Source organism: Streptosporangium sp. NPDC048886, assembly GCF_055586905.1.
The window spans coordinates 262,609-280,708 of sequence record NZ_JBVJHH010000002.1 but is presented as its reverse complement, the minus strand read 5'-3'; the positions used below and the strand labels follow the sequence as shown (position 1 = coordinate 280,708).

The following is an 18,100-nucleotide window of genomic DNA, read 5'->3' as shown; positions in this document are numbered from 1 at the left end:
ATCCATGTAATCGATTACATACTCTGATGTAATCGATTACATGGAGGGCTGATGGCACGTATCAAGGATGTGGCCGCGCACGCGGGCGTCTCCGTCGCCACGGTCTCCCGGGTTCTGAACGACAACCCGTCGGTGACGGAGGAGACCCGGACCCGGGTCTACGCCGCGATGCGGGAGCTCAGCTACGTCCCCAACGCGGTGGCGCGCTCACTGCGCACCGAGGCGACCAAGACCCTCGGCCTGATCATCGGCGACATCGTCAACCCGTTCTTCGCCGAGCTGGCCAGGGCGGTCGAGGACGCGGCGCGGGCGGCCGGCTACACCGTGATCATCGGCAACGCCGACGAGCGCGCCGAGGAGCAGGACCACTACGTGCGCACGCTCCTGGAGCAGCGGGTGGACGGCCTGCTGATCTGCCCCACCGCCGAGGTCACACCGCTGGTGCAGGAGATCGCGCGGTCCGGAGGGCCGCTGGTCTTCCTGGACCGCACGCTTCCCGGCGTGCACGTGCCGTCGGTCCGGGTCGACGGGACCGACGCGATCAGGGCGCTGGTCGCCCACCTGCGCAAACTCGGGCACCGGCGGATCGGCTTCATCTCCGGCCCCGCCAGGCTGTCCACCGGCCGGGAACGGACGGACGCCTTCCTAGTGGCGATGGCCGAGCACGGCCTGGAGATCCGCCCGGAATACATCGAGGCGGGGGACTTCCGCTCGGGCAGCGGCCGCGCGCTCACCGCCAGGCTGCTCGACCTCCCCGAGCCGCCCGAGGTGATCTTCGCGGGCGACAACCTGATGACCCTGGGCGCGCTGGACGAGATACGGGCGCGCGGCCTGCGCATCCCCGAGGACGTGGCGCTGGCGTCGTTCGACGACGTGTCGTGGTTCCCGCACGTCACCCCTCCGGTGACCGCGATCAGCCAGCCCGCCGCCGAGCTCGGGAAGCGGGGCGTGCGGGTGATCCTCGACCGTCTCGGCGGGCGGCCGGCCGAGTCGGTGGCCCTGCCCGCCGTCCTGGTGGTCCGCCAATCATGTGGGGAAGGAAGGAACGTCTCGTGAACGACGAGATCCTCCGGGTCGAAGGTCTGCGCAAGGGGTTCCCGGGTGTGGTCGCGCTGGACGGGGTCGACTTCAGCCTCCGCTCCGGCGAGGTCCACGTGCTGCTCGGGGAGAACGGCGCGGGCAAGAGCACGCTGATCAAGATGCTCTCCGGGGCCTACCACCCCGACGGAGGGCGGATCCTCGTCGACGGGGAGCCGGTCGAGATCCGCACCGCGGGCGACGCGCAGCGGCTCGGCATCGCCACCATCTACCAGGAGTTCAACCTGGTCCCCCAGCTCACCGTCGGGGAGAACCTCGCCCTCGGGCGTCCGCCCCGCCGTTTCGGCTTCGTCGACACCAAGCGGATGCACGAGCAGGCGCGGGAGCTGCTGCAGCGGGTCGGCGTCGAGGTCGACCCGCGCACGCCGGTGGCGCGGCTGGGCATCGCGCGCATGCAGATGGTCGAGATCGCCAAGGCGCTGGGCCTGAACGCCCGCGTGCTCATCATGGACGAGCCGACCGCCGTGCTCACGACCACCGAGGTCGAGCGGCTGTTCGGCATCGTCCGGCAGCTGCGCGAGCAGGGGGTGGCGATCGTGTTCATCACCCACCACCTCGAGGAGATCCCGCAGATCGGCGACCGGGTCACCGTGCTGCGTGACGGCCGCTCGGTGGCCGAGGTCCCGGCGACCACCCCGGAGGACGAGCTGGTCAGGCTCATGGTCGGCCGCCCGATCGACCAGCAGTATCCCCGGGAGCCGGCGCCGCCGGGCGGCCCCCTCCTGCAGGTGCGGGGGCTCCGCAGGGAGGGCGAGTTCGCCGACGTCTCCTTCGAGGTGCGCGCCGGGGAGGTCGTGGGCCTGGCGGGACTGGTCGGCGCGGGCCGTACCGAGGTCGCGCGGTCGATCTTCGGCGCGGACGCCTACGACTCCGGCGAGGTCCTGGTGAACGGCCGCCCGCTGGCCCGCGGCGACGTGCACGCCGCCATGGAGGCCGGCCTCGGCCTGGTCCCGGAGGACCGCAAGGGCCAGGGACTGGTGCTCGGCGCCGACGTGGGGGAGAACCTCGGCCTGGTCACGCTGCGGCGGGCCAGCCGCGGCGGCTTCGTCGACAGGACGGGGCAGCGCAGGGCGGCCGCCGAGGTGGCCCAGCAGCTCGGCGTGCGGATGAGCGGCCTCGGCCAGGAGGTCCGCACGCTGTCGGGCGGCAACCAGCAGAAGATCGTCATCGGGAAGTGGCTGCTCGCCAAGGCGAGCGTGCTCATCCTCGACGAGCCCACGCGGGGTGTGGACGTGGGGGCCAAGGTCGAGATCTATCAACTGATCAATTCGCTCACCGCCTCCGGGCACGCGGTGCTCATGATCTCCAGCGATCTCCCCGAGATCCTGGGCATGAGCGACCGGGTGCTGGTGATGGCCCGCGGCCGGCTCGTCGGGGAGCTCGCCGCCGGTGAGGCTACACAGGACTCGGTGATGGCCCTGGCCGTCGCCGAGGTGGAGGATGCTCGTGTCCACTAACGTGCTGCAGCGCAAGCCCCCGGGCCGCAAGCCGCCGGCCACCGCGTGGCTGGGCGAGAACGGCGCACTGGTCGCACTGGTCGTGCTCGCGGTCGCGCTCTCGCTGCTGTCGGGCGACTTCCTGACCGTGACCAACCTGCTCAACGTCGGCGTGCAGGCGGCGGTCACCGCGATCCTCGCCTTCGGCGCCACCTTCGTCATCATCACCGGCGGCATCGACCTGTCGGTCGGCTCCGTCGCCGCCCTCTCGGCGATCGTGCTGGCCTGGACCGCGACCGACACGGGCCTGCCGTGGCCGCTGGCCACCGTGATCGCCCTCGTCGTCGGCCTCGGGTGCGGGCTGGTCAACGCCGCGCTGATCGCCTACGGCAAGCTGCCGCCGTTCATCGCCACGCTGGCCATGCTCGGCATCGCCCGCGGTCTGGCCCTGGTGATCTCCCAGGGCAGTCCGATCGCGATGCCGGAGGCGGTCTCCCACCTGGGCGACACCATCGGCGACTACCTGCCGGTCCCGGTCGTCGTCATGGTGGTCATGGGCGTCATCACGGCCGTGATCCTGAACCGGACCTACACCGGGCGCGCGATGTACGCCATCGGCGGCAACGAGGAGGCCGCCCGGCTGTCCGGCATCAACGTCAACCGGCGCAAGCTCGTCACCTACGCCCTGTCCGGGCTCTTCGCCGCGGTCGCGGGCATCGTCCTGGCCAGCCGGCTGGCCTCGGCCCAGCCCCAGGCGGCCGCCGGCTACGAGCTGGACGCCATCGCCGCCGTCGTCATCGGCGGGGCGAGCCTGTCCGGCGGCAAGGGCCGGGCCTTCGGCACCTTCGTCGGCGCGCTCATCCTCGCGGTGCTGCGCAACGGCCTCAACCTGCTCTCCGTCTCCGCCTTCTGGCAGCAGGTCGTGATCGGAGTGGTGATCGCGCTCGCGGTCCTGCTCGACACCCTGCGCCGCCGTGGAACCAACTGAACCCATCGGGGGAACACCATGAAACGCACCATCACTCTCGTCGCGGCCGGCGCCGCGCTCGCCCTGGGGCTGACGGCCTGTGGCTCGGGCTCGTCCTCCTCCTCTTCCGGCTCCGGGGAATCCGCGGCGGCCGGGGGAGACGTCAAGATCGGCATGTCGGTCTCCACCCTGAACAACCCCTACTTCGTCCAGCTCCGCAAGGGCGCCGAGGACGAGGCCAAGAAGCAGGGGGTCGCGCTGACCGTCACCGACGCCCAGAACGACGCCTCGCAGCAGGTCAACCAGATCCAGAACTTCGCCAGCCAGAACATGAAGGCGATCATCATCAACCCGGTCGACTCCGACGCCGCCGGGCCCGCGGTGAAGGCCGCCGAGCGCTCCAAGATCCCGGTGATCGCCGTCGACCGCGTGGTCAACGGCGCCACCGTGGCCCAGACCGTGGCCTCCGACAACGTCGCCGGCGGCAAGCTGGCGGCCCAGGAGCTGGCCAAGCAGATGGGGGAGAAGGGCAAGGTCGCCGTCCTGCAGGGAGTGCCCGGCACCTCCGCCTCCCGCGACCGCGGCCAGGGCTTCACCGAGGGGATCAAGGCGTACCCGAACATCCAGGTGGTCGCCCAGCAGCCCGCCGACTTCGACCGGACCAAGGGCCTGGACGTCATGACCAACCTGCTGCAGTCCAACCCCGGCATCACCGGGGTGTTCGCCGAGAACGACGAGATGGCCCTGGGCGCGATCAAGGCGCTGGGCGCCAAGGCGGGCGCCGAGATCAAGATCGTTGGCTTCGACGGCACCCCGGACGGCCTCAAGGCCATCGAGGCCGGCACGATGAACGCCAGCATCGCCCAGCAGCCGCAGCTCCTCGGCCAGCAGGCCGTGCAGGGCGCGATCAAGGCGGCGAAGGGAGAGAAGGTCGAGGCCACGGTGGCCGTGCCGGTCAAGGCCGTGACCAAGGACAACGTCGCAGAGTTCGCGGGCTCGTGATGACCGCCCGCGGTGACGACGCCGGGCCGGCGCCCGAGGGCGCCGGCGGGCGGCGCGGGGAGGAGTCGGCGCCGCCGTTCGAAATGATCGTCGTGGGGTCGGTCAACGCCGACCTGGTGATCCGTGTCGCTCGGCGTCCCATGCCGGGCGAGACCGTGATCGGCTCCGATCTGGCCACCTATCCCGGCGGGAAGGGCGCCAACCAGGCCGTCGCCGCGGCCCGGCTCGGCGCCCGGGTGGCCCTGCTCGGCAGGGTCGGCTCCGACGGCCACGGCGAGTTCCTGCGCAAGGCGCTCTCCGGCGACGGCGTGGACCTGGACCGTCTCACCGAGACCCCGGGGCCGAGCGGCGTCGCGGTGATCACCGTCGGGGCGGACGGGGACAACAGCATCATCGTGTCGCCGGGGGTCAACGCGCGGCTGAGCGAGGACGACATCGCCGCGGCGGCCGACCTGCTGGCCTCGGCGCGGGTCGTCTCCCTGCAACTGGAGAGTCCCCTCGCCACGGTGGTGGCCGCCGCCCGGACGGCGGCCCGGGTGGTCTTCAACCTGTCGCCGCCCGCCGTGGTCCCCGACGAGCTGCTGGCGGTCTGCGACCCGCTCGTCGTCAACGAGCACGAGGCCGCGCTCCTGCTCGGCGGGCCCGGCGAGCCCGAACAGCAGGCGCGGGCCCTGCTCGCGCTCGGTCCCCGCTCGGTGGTCCTCACGCTGGGGGCCGACGGCGCGGTCGTCGCGGAGCCGGGCACGGTCACCGCGGTGCCGAGCCCCCGGGTGGAGGCCGTCGACACCACCGGTGCCGGTGACGCCTTCACCGGGGCGCTGGCCTGGCGCCTGGCCCGGGGCGACGGCCTGGCCGACGCCACCGCCTTCGCGGTCCGGGTGGGCGCCGCCTCGGTGCGCGCGCCCGGCGCGCAGAGTTCCTATCCGTATCCGGAGGATCTGGAGGTCCTGTGAAACGCACGGGGATCCTCAACTCCGCCCTGTCGGGCGCGCTCGCCCGCCTCGGTCACACCGACGAACTGCTCGTCTGCGACAGCGGGATGCCGCTGCCGCCCGGCGTCGAGGTGGTCGACCTCGCCTTCCTGCCGGGCATCCCGGCCTTCGCCGACGTGCTCGACGGGATCCTCGCCGAGCTCGTCGTGGAGGGGGCCACCGCCGCCCGGGAGGTCCGTACGGCCAACGCCGGATGCGACGCCCTGCTCAGCACCCGCCTGCCGGACCTGACCTACGTCCCGCACGAGGAGCTCAAGCGGCTGGCCCGATCCAGCCGGCTGGTCGTGCGCACCGGCGAGGCGCGGCCGTACGCCAACGTGCTGCTGCGGTGCGGGGTCGCCTTCTGATCCTCGGCCGCCGCCGTCCCGTCCCCGCCCCCCGCGGCGTGGGACGGGGCGGCGCCGGCCCCGCGCGGAGCCGCCGGGCGACGGACCCGTCCGCCGTCTCGGAGGCGGGACTGTGGATACGCTTTCCGGGTGGACATCGACGCCTTTGTCAGCGCGCACCGCCCGGCCTGGGACCGCCTGGAGGATCTCATCCGGCGCCGCAGGTCGCTGAACGGCGCCGAGATCGACGAGCTGGTGGACCTCTACCAGCGGGTCGCCACGCACCTGTCCATCGTGCGCTCGGGGTCGGCCGACCCGATCCTGGTGGGCCGCCTGTCGGCGCTGGTCGCCCGGGCCCGCTCGGCGGTCACCGGAGCGCACACCCCCGCCTGGCGGGAGTTCGTCCGCTTCTTCACGGTCTCCTTCCCGGTGGTCGCCTACCGGGCCCGCTGGTGGTGGCTCGGCACGACCGCCGCGTTCGTCCTGGTCAGCACGGTCGTCGCCGTCTGGGTGGCGGGCGACCCCGGCGTCCAGGCCGCGATCGCCACGCCCGAGGAGATCACCCGGCTCGTCGAACACGACTTCGCCGACTACTACTCCGAGCACCCCGCGGCCTCCTTCGCCGGGCAGGTCTGGGTCAACAACGCCTGGGTCTCGATACAGGTCATCATCATGGCCATCCTGCTCGGCCTGCCGATCCCCTACATCCTGTGGCAGAACGCGCTCAACGTGGCCGTCTCCGCCGGGCTGATGGCCTCGCGCGACAAGCTGGACATCTTCTTCGGCCTGATCACCCCGCACGGCCTGCTGGAGCTGACCGCGGTGTTCCTCGCCGCGGCCGTCGGCATGCGCCTGGGCTGGACCGTCGTCGCCCCCGGTCCCCGCAAGCGCGGCGAGGCCCTCGCCGAACAGGGCAGGGCCGTCATGAGCGTGGCCCTCGGCCTGGTCGTGGTGCTGCTCGTCTCCGGGCTCATCGAGGGGCTGGTCACCCCCTCCGGCCTGCCCACCTGGGCGCGCATCGGCATCGGAGTGGTCGCCGAGGCGGCCTTCCTCGCCTACGTGATCTATTTCGGCCGCCGGGCCCTGGCCGCCCAGGAGACCGGCGACCTGGAGCGGGCCCCCGACCTCGCGCCGAGCGCCGGCTGAGGGCCGCGCCACCCGGCGGTCACAGCCGGCCCGCCGCCTTCAGCGCCAGGTAGGCGTCGGCCAGGGCGGGCGCGATCTGCTCCGGCGTGGCGTCCACGACCTCCACGCCCTGGCGGCGGAGCCGGGCGGTGATCCTGCGCCGGTCGGCGTTCTGGTGCTCGGCCGCCGCCGCGTCGTAGACCAGCTCGGCCGTGCCGCGCCCGGCGGCCATGGCGGCCACCTGCGGGTCGGAGACGGCGGCCAGGAGCACCAGGTGCCGCGAGGAGAGCTGGGGGAGCATCGGCAGGAGCCCCTCCTCCAGCGACGCCGAGTTCAGGTCGGTCAGCACGACGACCAGGCAGCGCCGCTTGGCCCGGGCCAGGACGGCCGCGACCATGCCGGCCGAGTCGGCCTCGACGAGCTCGGCCTCAAGCGGTGCCATGCTGTTGACCAGCGACGACAGCAGGTCGGTACGGCTGGCGCCGGACACCCAGGCGCGCACCGCGCGGTCGTAGGCCAGGAAGTCGACCCGGTCGCCGGCGCGGGCGGCCAGCGCGGCCAGCAGCAGCGCCGCGTCCATCGACCAGTCCAGCCGAGGCCAGCCCGGCACGGTCGCCGCCGCGCCGTACCGGCCGCCGGACCCGTCCCGCCGGCCGGCCAGTGGGACGGGGGCCGTGCCCACCCGGCCGGCCGAGGTGCGCCCGGTGTCCAGGACGATCAGGACCCGCCGGTCGCGCTCGGGCCGCCAGGTGCGGACCACCACGTCGTTGCGGCGGGCGGTGGCCCGCCAGTCGATCGAGCGGACGTCGTCGCCGACCACGTACTCGCGGAGCGAGTCGAACTCGGTGCCCTGCCCCCTGACCATCGACGGGTGCTGGCCCTCCAGCTCCCTGAGCCTGGACAGCTTGGCGGGCAGGTGCTTGCGGCTGAGGAACGGCGGCAGCACCCGCACCGACCAGGGCACCCGGTGGGAGCCCTGGCGGCCCGCGATGCCCAGCGGACCCAGCGTGCGCACCGTGACCGTGACCGCCTCGCGGTCACCCCGGCGGGTGGGGGTGAGAGTCATGGTGAGGCGGCGGCGCTCACCGGGCGGGACGTCCAGCGGCAGGTGCCGCGGGCCGGCCCCGGCCGAGGGGGGCCAGGCGTCCCTGAGCACCCCCCGGGCCCGGCGGGGGCCGGGGTTCTCCACGACCAGCTCGACCGTGGCGGACTCGCCGAGCCGTACCAGCCGGTCGCCCGAGCGGGTGAACCGCAGCGGACGCACGCCCGCGGCCAGCAGCAGGTCGACCGCGACCAGCGCCAGCAGGAGCAGCGCCACCCCGGCCACGGCCGGTCCCGGCCGGGGGGCGAACAGCACGACCAGCGTGCCCAGCAGAGCCAGCAGGGCGGCCCGTCCCGTCAGTGCCATCGGCTCAGCGGGGGACGGGGACGGAGGCGAGGATGGCGTCGATCAGGCCGTCGGCGGTCGCGCCCTCCAGCTCGGCCTCGGGGCGGAGCTGGATCCGGTGCCGCATCGACGGCCTGGCCAGCGCCTTGACGTCGTCCGGGGTCACGTAGGAGCGGCCGGACAGCCAGGCCCAGGCCCGGGCCCCGGCCAGCAGCGCGGTGGCGCCACGCGGCGAGACGCCGAGCTGCAGCGACGGCGACTGGCGGGTGGCCCTGGCGATGTCGACGATGTAGCCGAGCACCTCGGGGCCGGCGTGGACCCGGCTGACCGCCGCGCGGCCGGCGTCCAGGTCGGCGATGGTGGCCACGGCCTTGACGTGGGACAGGTCGCGCGGGTCGAAGCCCAGCGCGTGCCGCTCCAGCACCGCGATCTCCTGCTCGCGGGGCGGCAGCGGGACGGTCAGCTTGAGCAGGAACCGGTCGAGCTGCGCCTCGGGCAGCTGGTAGGTGCCCTCGTATTCGACGGGGTTCTGGGTGGCGGCCACGATGAACGGCTCGGGCAGTCGGCGCGGCTTGCCGTCCACGCTGACCTGCCGCTCCTCCATCGCCTCCAGCAGCGCCGCCTGCGTCTTGGGGGGCGTGCGGTTGATCTCGTCGGCGAGCAGCAGGTTGGTGAAGACCGGCCCCTGCCGGAACTCGAACTCCGACGTCTTCGCGTCGTAGATCAAGGAGCCGGTGACGTCGCCCGGCATCAGGTCGGGAGTGAACTGCACCCGCTTGAAGTCCAGCGAGAGCGCCGCCGCCAGCGTCCTGACCAGCAGGGTCTTGGCCACGCCCGGCACGCCTTCGAGCAGCACGTGCCCCCGGCACAGGAGCGCGATCACCAGCCCGGTGACCACGGCGTCCTGGCCGACGACGGCCTTGGAGACCTCGGCGCGCAGGCTCCCCAGCGCGTCTCGGGCGGCGTCCGCGCCGGGCGTCTCCGCCGGGCCGCCGTGCTCCGGTGGCGTGGTCACCGAGCCTCCTCTGCCGGCTCCGGCCGCACGGCGGCGCCGTGCCTGAGGGCCCGCTCGCTACACTCGCTCACGACTCTTTGACCTGCCTCTCCAACATGTCCAGATATGCGGCCAGGGCTACCAGCCCGGCCTCGTCAGCCGGCGGCGGGCCGTACAGGGCGGCGCCCACGTGGAAGCCCGCCTGCCCGGTCCGTCCGGCGATCGCCTCGACCTTCGCCTCCGGCCCGGCCGCCGAAGGCAGGCCGAGCCGGGGGGTGACCCGGTCGACGAAACTCGTGCGCAGGGCGGTGGCGGCCCTGTCGCGGGCACGCCTGGCCCGGTAGAGCCTGGCCCGGCCCTCCACCGTCTCGGCCGCCCTGACCACGACGGGCAGCCGCTCGGCCACCACCGGGCCGAGCCGGCGGCCCTGCCAGAGTGCCAGCAGGACGACCACGACGCCCAACTGCACCACGGCCCATCTGACCCCCTCGGGGATCAGGCCGTAGAAGCCCTTCTCGCCCGTGGTGCCCGCGGCGGCCTCGGGGGCCACCAGCCAGGTCAGGGCGGGCCTGGCCCCGGCCAGGTTCAGGGCCAGGGCGGCGTTGCCGTCCTCGGCCAGCCGCAGGTTGGTCATGAACGCGCCGTCGCCCACGACCGTGACCGTCCTGCCCCCGCCGGTGTGGCTGACCAGGGTGGACGCGCCGCGGGCCGGGTAACAGCCGGTCGCTGCGGCGGGGACGGTGAAGGCGGTGCCGCCCATGTGGGCGCTGCCCGCCCGGGTCGCGGCCGGCAGGTCGCACCGGGGCTCCCGGGAGCGCGCCCGCACGTCCTCGGTGGGGCTCATGCCCGGGGTGAGCAGTTCCTGGTGTGGCTGCGCGCCGACCACGAGCAGGTCGGCGCGGATCGCGCCGAGCCGCTCGGCCTCTTCCTCGGTGAGGAAGGAGGTGTCGCTGAGCAGGAGCGTGCGGTCGCCGGGGCCGGCGGCCTCCGCCTCGGCGACCGAGGTGACCCGGGTGATCCGCACGCCGTGGGCCCGCAGCAGCTGGGCCAGCCCCTTGCCGCCGGACAGCGAGGTGTCGGCGGGGTCGAGCGGCCGGCCCGCGCCGGAGCCGCTGAGCAGCACGCCGATGACGGCGCCGGCGACCACGATCAGCGCGACCAGCAGGAAGCCCCGGCCACTGCGCCACAGGCCCGCGGTGGTCGGGGAGGTGGACGTCGACCCGGTCCCCGGGGCGGCGGCGAGGCTCATGAGGTCACCGCCTCCGCGGCGGCGCCGAATGTCGGCCGGGCCGTGCGCAGGCGCTCGTCGAGGTCGCGCAGGAGCCCGTAGGACTCGGCCGTGCCCGGCGCCTCGCCGTAGGTGACGTCGTCGAAGACCCGGGCCGCGGCGGCCAGTTCGGAGGCGAGGGCGGGCAGCGCGCGGCCCGCCTCGGCGGCCAGCTCGCCCGCGGTGCGGCCGGGCGTCGAGTCGACGATGACGCGGTCCTCCAGGTCCCGGGCGACGGCCCTGAGCCGTTCGCGGACGGCCTCGGCCCACCGGCCCTCGGCGGCCAGCCGTTCGGCGGCCTCGCGGTGCTCGGCGGCGGTGCGGCGGCGGTCTCCGAAGATCCCCTCCTGGCGCGCGGCGCCGCCTCCGGCGGTCCTGCGCGCGATCACGATGACCGCCGCGACGGCGGCGATCACGAGCACGACCAGGACGACCCGCGCGGCCACGCTGCCGACGGTGCCCACGGACTCCTGGTCCAGCAGGTCGCCCAGGAACTGGTCCACGGCCCGCGTGACGCGGTCGACCGGTGACTCCCTGGCGTATTCGGGCTTGAGCAGCTCCTGGACCGCCTCGCGCCGGGCCTGGTCCCGGTCGATGCCGACCGGGGACGTCAGGAGCGTCAGATGGCTCAGGAACTGTGCCACGGGGCTCCCCGGCCGGCTCCACCGGGCGTGACGGACGGGTCCCACAGGTCGTCGGCGGAGGCGTGCACCCAGCCCTGGCGCTGCTGCTCGATCGCCGCGGTCTGCAGCACCAGGTCGAACGCCTCGGCGCGCATCCGCCGGTCGGCGTAGAGCAGGCCGTTGACGCCGGCCTGGAACGGGTAAGTGATCATCGCGCTGACGGTGCCGCCGACGGCGATCAGGACCGCCGCGCCGATCAGCGAACCGGTGGAGCCCGCGCCGAACATGCCGACGAAGGTCCCCGCGAGGGTGAAGGGGAAGGAGAGCGCCAGGGCGACCACGCCCGCGATGATCTGGGTCAGCAACAGGATGCCGAGTGTCCGCCAGAAACCGCCGCTGACCAGCTGCCACGACCTGCGCAGGGAGTCGACGACGCCGCGCCGCTCCAGCACCGCCACCGACGCCGCGAGCGCCAGGCGGGTGGTGATGAACAGCGAGTAGGCGACGAAGCCCAGCACCACCAGCGCGCCCACCAGGAACAGCGCCGCGAGGTCGGCGCCCGCCGCGCCGAGCCCGGCGACGATCGCGACGACCAGGGCCAGCGGGAGCAGCAGGAGCACCATGCCGACGATCACCAGCCCGAACAGCGTGGGCACCCGGCCGCGGGTCAGCTTCCAGGCCTCGCCCACCGTCATCTTGCCGCCGAAGACCGCCCGGCCCAGGATCCGGGTCAGCACGCCGGTGAGCAGGGTGACCGCGATGAACTGGATCGCGTAGGAGATCAGGGTCCCGCCGTACTGGGCGAGGAAGCCCACCTCCTGGTTCTCCAGCGCGGAGGGGTCGTCGAAGGCCGCGCCCGCCTGGCCCAGCAGCAGCGCCTGGCCGATCGACACCGGGATCGCCCCGAGCGCGGCGGCGATCGCCGACAGGCCCAGGACGGCGCCGGGGTTGGAGCGGATCAGCTTGATCGCGCCGTCGAGGATGTCGCCGAGGCCGAGCGGGCGCAGCGGGATGATCCCCGGCCGCATCGCGGGGGGCGTGTGGTAGCCGTGGGGCGGCGGGCCGTACGGGCCCTGCTGGTATGACGGGCCCGGCTGGTATGACGGGCCCGGCTGGTACGGCGGGCCCGGCGGGGCGTAGGGGGGCTGCGGCTGCTGCGGCGGCGGCACGCCCGGCACGCCCGGCGCGGAGCCGGGCGCGGTCCACGGCGACCCCGGGGCGTTGCCGTACGGCGGAGGTTGGTTGGACGCCCAGCCGGGTGGCGTGTCGGGAGTGGAGCCGTGACCGTCTGACATATCCCAATCCTGACATGTGGACACACCGATTGTGGTGCTCGGGAGATCTCGACGATGTTTCTCGCCCCGGAGATCGGCGGAGATGCCGGAGGGATGGCCGAGACACGGTCGTTTACCGCAGACTGGGGACGTGACCACCTCCGCTTGGCGTCCGCAGTCGCCGGGGCCGGAAGTGGCCGCACGGGGGCACCACTACGCGCTTCACGTTGTGTGCGCCTAAAATTCGGCATTTGGAAGGCTGATCGTCGCCCGGTGTCATCCAGTGGCCGGGCAAGGGTAATCTTCGACGACCGTGCCGTTTACCCCGAAAACTCCCAAACTGCGTAAAACGAATGAGGGGCCATGAAAGGACGCGTGCTGGTCGTCGACGACGACGCCGCTCTCGCCGAGATGCTCGGCATCGTGCTGCGCGGGGAGGGCTTCGAACCTTCCTTCGTCTCCGACGGTGACAAGGCGCTCGACGCGTTCCGCGACACCCGGCCGGATCTGGTCCTGCTCGACCTGATGCTGCCCGGCGCCGACGGCATCGACGTCTGCCGTCGCATCCGCGCCGAGTCCGGTGTGCCGATCGTCATGCTGACGGCCAAGAGCGACACCATCGACGTGGTGCTCGGCCTGGAGTCGGGGGCCGACGACTACATCGTCAAGCCGTTCAAGCCCAAGGAGCTGGTGGCCCGGGTCCGCGCGCGGCTGCGCCGGACCGACGAGCCGACGCCGGAGATCCTCCAGATCGGCGACATCACCATCGACGTCGCCGGCCACTCGGTCAAGCGCGACGAGGAGACCATCAACCTCACCCCGCTGGAGTTCGACCTGCTGGTCGCACTGGCCCGCAAGCCGCGCCAGGTCTTCACCCGCGAGGTCCTGCTGGAGCAGGTCTGGGGATACCGGCACGCCGCCGACACCCGCCTGGTCAACGTGCACGTCCAGCGGCTCCGCGCCAAGATCGAGAAGGACCCCGAGCACCCCGAGATCGTGGTGACGGTCCGCGGGGTCGGTTACAAGGCCGGCCCGGCCTGACCTGCGCGGATCCCCCGGGACCCCCGACATGCCTTCCTCCCCGAAGAAACGCCGCCGTACCCTGCGCCAGGTGGTGCGGGGCGTCCGCCGGCGGGCCCGCCGCGCCGCGGGGGGCGTGCGCCGGGTCTGGCGCCGCTCCCTGCAGCTCCGCGTCGTCACCAGCACGATGGTCATCTCCATCGCGGTGGTCGCCGTGCTGGGGGTCTTCCTCATGCAGCAGATCATCGCGACGACGCTGGAGGCCCGGGAACGGGCGGCCAAGAGCGAGGCGCAGGCCGACCGGATCGCGGTGCTCAGCTATCTGAACCAGCCGCTCGGCGACGACTCCAAGCCGTCCGCCGACTCGGGCGACCTGCTCCATCGGGGCGGTGACAGCCCGCTCGGCCAGGCGGTGGAGGCCCTCGCCGGACGCGCCGGGTCCGCCGGGTCCGCCACCCGCTACTCGGTGATCATCCGCAACGACAACCGGCCCGGGGAGTTCTACGGCACCACGAACATCGACGCGAGCAGCATCCCGTCCGGGCTGCGCGACGAGGTGTTCAAAAAGGAGGCCGGCCAGAACAGCATCCACTACGGGGACCTGTACTACGAGGGCACGCGCGAGCCGACGCGGGGCCTGGTGATCGGCACCCGCCTCGACACCTCCGGCACCATGCTGGACAGCGGATACGAGATCTACCACCTGATCCCGCTGGACAAGGAGGAGGAGACCCTCAACTCGGTCCTGCGGATGCTCGTCGTCGTCGGGGTCGCCCTGGTGCTGCTGCTGGCCGCCGTCGCCTCACTGGTCACCCGCCAGGTGGTCACTCCGGTACGGCTGACGCGGCAGGCCGCCGAGCGGCTGGCCGCCGGGCGCCTGGACGAGCGGCTGAAGGTCCGCGGCGAGGACGACCTGGCCCGCCTGGCCACCTCCTTCAACGAGATGGCCGCCAACCTGGCGTTGAAGATCCACCAGCTGGAGGAGCTCTCCCACGTCCAGCGGCAGTTCGTCTCCGACGTCTCGCACGAGCTGCGCACCCCGCTGACCACCGTGCGGATGGCCGCCGACCTGCTCTACGACGCCCGTGAGGATTTCGACCCGATGGCCGCCCGCTCGGCCGAACTGATGCAGAACCAGCTCAACCGGTTCGAGTCGATGCTCGCCGACCTGCTGGAGATCAGCCGCTACGACGCGGGCGCGGCCGAGCTGGACGTCGACCCGGTCGACGTCAGAGACGTGGTGCTGCGCGCGGTCGCCGACTCCGAGGCGCTGGCCGAGCGCCACTCCACCCGGTTCGACCTGCGCCTGCCGAGCGAGCCGTGCATGGCCGAGATGGACAGCCGCCGGGTCGAGCGCATCCTGCGCAACCTGCTGTTCAACGCCATCGAGCACGGCGAGGGCCGCGACATCGTCGTCTCGGTCGGCGCGGACCGCGACGCGGTGGCGGTGGCCGTGCGGGACCACGGGGTGGGGCTCAAACCCGGGGAGGAGAACATGGTCTTCGACCGGTTCTGGCGGGCCGACCCCTCGCGCGCGCGGACGATCGGGGGCACCGGCCTGGGCCTGGCGATCTCCCGCGAGGACGCGATGCTGCACGGCGGCTGGCTGCAGGCGTGGGGGGCGCAGGGCGAGGGGTCGCAGTTCCGGCTCTCGCTGCCCCGGGTGGCCGGGGCGCCGCTGCGGGGATCGCCGCTGTCGCTGGTCCCGCCCGAGGTGGAGATGCGGCGGACGTGGCGGGGACACATGACCCCGGTGCTGTCACCGGCGGTCGCCGATGGGGGAGACGATGCGGGTTAGGACAGGACGGCGAGTGGGGGCGGCCGGCCTGGTCATGATGCTGACCTGCGCGAGCACGGCCTGCTCGGTCATCCCCACCGGGGGCAGGTCCGTCGCGGTCGACAACGTGCGCAACGGCAACCCGCTGGGTGACCCGTACGCGCGGGTGATCGCCATGCCGCCGAGCGCCGACTGGTCGCCCGAGGAGGTCGTCACCGGGTTCAGGTCCGCGATGGCGAGCGTCGACGACCCCGGACGTGACGTCGCGCGCAAATACCTCACCCAGGATTTCGCCAAGGAGTGGAACCCGCAGAGCGGGGTGACGGTCTACAAGCAGGACGACAAGCAGGACGAATACGAGAAGCCGCCGCCCGCGCAGGAGGGCGACAAGGAGACCCGGGTCACGCTCAAGGGCACCGTGACGGCGATGATCGACCAGGACGGCCGTTACTGGCCGAGGAGCAGGAGCCTGAACGAGCCCTTCACCCTGGTGAAGGGGCCGGAGGGGTGGCGGATCAGCGCGGCGCCCGACGGGCTGCTGCTGTCGGAGGCCGACGTCGACCGCGCCTACCTCAGGGTCGACCTCTACTTCCTGGACTCGTCGTGGAACGGCCTGGTGGTCGACCAGGTCCGGGTCCCCATCGACCCGACCTCCAACTTCGCCAAGTCGGCGGTCGAGCGGCTGCTCAAGGGGCCCAGCAGCCTGCTGCGCAAGGCGGTGAACTCCGCCTTCCGGCCGGGCACCGAGCTCATCGGCGTCACCACGGAGGACAACCGCGTCGTCATCAACCTGACCAAGCCGGTCGACTCCGACCGGATCGGCCAGATGTCGGCCCAGCTCGCCGGGACGCTCGCCGAGCTGACCAAGGGCGGCTGGGGCTTCGAGGTCAAGGTGGACGGCAGGCCGTACTACTCCTCCGAAGCCCCGCTGACGATCGACGCCCAGGAGCACTCGGACTTCGACCCCTGGACGGCCCCCCGCGACGTCCACCCCTACTACCTGGCCGGCGGCGCCCTGCGGATCCTGGGCAAGGACAACGTCGGCCAGCCGGTGCAGGGCCGGGCGGGGGAGAAGAACGACACGCGCACCAGTCCGGCGATCAGCGGGCACAAGCAGGTGGCGGCCCTGTCGGCGGACGGCAAGAAGATCTCCGTCGCGCCGCTCGTCGCGGGCGGCGAGTGGCAGGACTGGGTCACCGGCGACTCCCTCACCCCGCCCTCCTGGGACCGCTACAGCACCCTGTGGACGGTCGACCGGCCCGACGACCACACCTCGGTGGTGATGCGGCACGACGGCAGGCAGCACTACCGGGTCGCGGCGCCCGATCTGGACACGGTCTACGTCAAGTCGCTCAAGGTCGCCCGGGACGGGGTGCACGTCGCGGTGGTGATCAAGAACGGCCTGGAGGAGCAGGTGTCGATCGGCACGGTCGTCGGCCGGGAGGGCAGCACCAGGATCACCGACCTGCAGCCCGTGGTGAACGGCGGCGACAGCCAGACGATCGACGACATCGCCTGGAAGGACGGCAAGACCCTCTATGTGCTGACCGGCAAGTCCGACCTGCTGGAGGCGTCGGCCACCGCGGAGCCCAAGACCCTGGCCTCCGACTCCCGGATCGAGAGCATCACCGCCCTGGACGGCTCCCTGCTGGCCGGGGCCGAGGACGACAACGGCAACCGGCAGGTCCTCTACTGGAACCGCAACTCGGCCAAGTGGGAACCCATGGTCAAGGACGAGACCGGATCCATCGCCTTCACCGAGAAGGACGGCCCCTCCTCCCCGGCCTACCCCCTGGGCTGAGCCGCCCGCCGGCGGGCCGCTGGGACGAGCGGCCTGCCGGCCTCCTCGGGGGTCCTCGGGCTCCTCGGGACGAGTGGTCTGTCGGTGGCGGCTGGCACCGTGGGTCCGTGCCGACAGCCCTGCTGGACCTGCTCCTGCCGTCCCGCTGCGCCGGATGCGACGCGCCCGGCGCCCTCCTCTGCCCCCGCTGCGCGGCGCGGCTGCACGGGGAGCCCGCGTGCCGGATGCCCGCTCCGTCCCCGCCGGGCCTGCCCGAGTGCTGGTCGGCGGCCGAATACGCGGGTGCCGCGCGGCGGGCGATCCTCGCCTACAAGGAACGCGGTCGCACGGCGCTGGCCCACCCCCTCGCCGGCGCCCTGGCGCTGACGGCCGCCGCCGCGGCCGGAGAGGGGCCGCTCACCCTCGTCCCGGTGCCGAGCGCCCGCCCGGCCCTGCGGCGGCGCGGGCACGATCCGGTGGCCCGGCTGGCCTCGCTGGCCGCCGGACACCTCCGCGCCGCCGGGTGGCCGGCATCCGTGGCGGGGGTCCTCGCCCAGCGCCGCCGGGTGGCCGACCAGGCGGGGCTGAGCTCGCTCCAGCGGGCCGAGAATCTCGCTCTGGCATTCGTGGTTACGGGCGGCCGGAAAGGGCCCCTGCCGGGCTCCTGGGGCGGTGGAGGGCCGGTTGTGCTGGTGGACGACGTCGTCACCACCGGCGCGACGATCGCCGAAGCGGCCAGAGCGCTGCGTGAGGCGGGTGTGGCGGTCCCGCTCGCCGTCACGGTCGCCGCGACACGCCGGAGGCGGCAGAGCAGTCTCCGTGACGGAGGGTAAAGAGCGGGCGGGTGAAGGGTCTCACCGAAGAGCCACACCTCCCTGTCTCGATCAAGGATTCGCGGCTGCTCAATCGGTGCGAGAAGCACTTGTATATAGGGATATCGAGCGCCCCGGGCGACCGCCTCGCCGGCCGGCCGCCCGATGGACGATCACGCAAAGTGATCACTTGGCCGATGTCCAAGCTGACATTCGGTCT

General features: G+C 73.0%; 16 protein-coding genes. 11 read left to right on the top strand and 5 right to left on the bottom strand.

Translation table 11 applies throughout. The annotated features are described in order from the left end of the window. Nucleotides 1-51: 51 nt before the first annotated feature. From ACZ6R6_RS03485 to ACZ6R6_RS03455, 7 genes are all read left to right on the top strand, one after another. The gene (locus tag ACZ6R6_RS03485) at nt 52-1,056 is read left to right on the top strand and encodes a LacI family DNA-binding transcriptional regulator (RefSeq protein WP_470089844.1); all 1,005 of its coding nucleotides are present in this window, start codon (nt 52-54) and stop codon (nt 1,054-1,056) included. After that, the gene (locus ACZ6R6_RS03480) at nt 1,029-2,555 is read left to right on the top strand and encodes a sugar ABC transporter ATP-binding protein (RefSeq protein WP_306859042.1); all 1,527 of its coding nucleotides are present in this window, start codon (nt 1,029-1,031) and stop codon (nt 2,553-2,555) included. Before ACZ6R6_RS03485 ends, ACZ6R6_RS03480 begins: the two co-directional genes overlap by 28 nt. After that, on the top strand, nt 2,539-3,522 hold the full coding sequence (locus ACZ6R6_RS03475) for an ABC transporter permease (RefSeq protein ID WP_470089842.1): 984 nt from the start codon (nt 2,539-2,541) through the stop codon (nt 3,520-3,522). The genes ACZ6R6_RS03480 and ACZ6R6_RS03475 overlap by 17 nt, the downstream gene beginning before the upstream one ends. Nucleotides 3,523-3,540: 18 nt before the next feature. Then, complete coding sequence (locus ACZ6R6_RS03470; RefSeq protein WP_470089840.1) at nt 3,541-4,503, top strand: D-ribose ABC transporter substrate-binding protein; 963 nt, start codon at nt 3,541-3,543, stop codon at nt 4,501-4,503. Beyond that, nucleotides 4,503-5,456: a ribokinase gene (locus tag ACZ6R6_RS03465; protein WP_470089838.1), complete on the top strand. Its 954-nt coding sequence runs from the start codon at nt 4,503-4,505 to the stop codon at nt 5,454-5,456. Before ACZ6R6_RS03470 ends, ACZ6R6_RS03465 begins: the two co-directional genes overlap by 1 nt. Further along, the gene (rbsD, locus tag ACZ6R6_RS03460; protein ID WP_470089836.1) at nt 5,453-5,842 is read left to right on the top strand and encodes a D-ribose pyranase; all 390 of its coding nucleotides are present in this window, start codon (nt 5,453-5,455) and stop codon (nt 5,840-5,842) included. Before ACZ6R6_RS03465 ends, rbsD begins: the two co-directional genes overlap by 4 nt. A 129-nt stretch (nt 5,843-5,971) precedes the next feature. Then, nucleotides 5,972-6,967: a stage II sporulation protein M gene (locus ACZ6R6_RS03455; protein ID WP_470089835.1), complete on the top strand. Its 996-nt coding sequence runs from the start codon at nt 5,972-5,974 to the stop codon at nt 6,965-6,967. 19 nt (nt 6,968-6,986) lie between these two features. Here the strand turns inward: ACZ6R6_RS03455 and ACZ6R6_RS03450 are convergent, their stop codons facing one another. From ACZ6R6_RS03450 to ACZ6R6_RS03430, 5 genes are all read right to left on the bottom strand, one after another. Then, on the bottom strand, nt 6,987-8,354 hold the full coding sequence (locus ACZ6R6_RS03450) for a DUF58 domain-containing protein (RefSeq protein ID WP_470089833.1): 1,368 nt from the start codon (nt 8,352-8,354) through the stop codon (nt 6,987-6,989). Between the two features lie 4 nt (nt 8,355-8,358). Beyond that, on the bottom strand, nt 8,359-9,348 hold the full coding sequence (locus ACZ6R6_RS03445) for an AAA family ATPase (protein ID WP_306859029.1): 990 nt from the start codon (nt 9,346-9,348) through the stop codon (nt 8,359-8,361). Between the two features lie 67 nt (nt 9,349-9,415). Then, nucleotides 9,416-10,576, bottom strand: a complete 1,161-nt coding sequence (locus tag ACZ6R6_RS03440; RefSeq protein WP_470089831.1) for a DUF4350 domain-containing protein — start codon at nt 10,574-10,576, stop codon at nt 9,416-9,418. After that, entirely contained in the window at nt 10,573-11,238 is a 666-nt protein-coding gene (locus ACZ6R6_RS03435; protein ID WP_470089830.1) for a DUF4129 domain-containing protein, read from the bottom strand. The genes ACZ6R6_RS03440 and ACZ6R6_RS03435 overlap by 4 nt, the downstream gene beginning before the upstream one ends. Next, nucleotides 11,223-12,512, bottom strand: coding sequence for a DUF7847 domain-containing protein (locus ACZ6R6_RS03430; RefSeq protein ID WP_470089828.1), 1,290 nt, complete (start codon nt 12,510-12,512; stop codon nt 11,223-11,225). The genes ACZ6R6_RS03435 and ACZ6R6_RS03430 overlap by 16 nt, the downstream gene beginning before the upstream one ends. 342 nt (nt 12,513-12,854) lie before the next feature. Here ACZ6R6_RS03430 and mtrA point away from each other — a divergent pair, with 342 nt between their 5' ends. The 4 genes from mtrA (at nt 12,855) to ACZ6R6_RS03410 (ending at nt 17,901) form a co-directional block, all read left to right on the top strand. After that, the gene (mtrA, locus tag ACZ6R6_RS03425; protein ID WP_012888151.1) at nt 12,855-13,532 is read left to right on the top strand and encodes an MtrAB system response regulator MtrA; all 678 of its coding nucleotides are present in this window, start codon (nt 12,855-12,857) and stop codon (nt 13,530-13,532) included. A gap of 28 nt (nt 13,533-13,560) precedes the next feature. After that, nucleotides 13,561-15,309 carry an MtrAB system histidine kinase MtrB gene (gene mtrB / locus ACZ6R6_RS03420; RefSeq protein WP_470089826.1) on the top strand — a complete coding sequence of 583 codons (1,749 nt, stop codon included), beginning with the start codon at nt 13,561-13,563 and terminating at the stop codon, nt 15,307-15,309. Beyond that, complete coding sequence (locus tag ACZ6R6_RS03415) at nt 15,299-17,089, top strand: LpqB family beta-propeller domain-containing protein (protein ID WP_470089824.1); 1,791 nt, start codon at nt 15,299-15,301, stop codon at nt 17,087-17,089. The genes mtrB and ACZ6R6_RS03415 overlap by 11 nt, the downstream gene beginning before the upstream one ends. Nucleotides 17,090-17,196: 107 nt before the next feature. Next, nucleotides 17,197-17,901: a ComF family protein gene (locus ACZ6R6_RS03410; RefSeq protein ID WP_470089823.1), complete on the top strand. Its 705-nt coding sequence runs from the start codon at nt 17,197-17,199 to the stop codon at nt 17,899-17,901. The last annotated feature ends 199 nt before the right edge of the window (nt 17,902-18,100 follow it).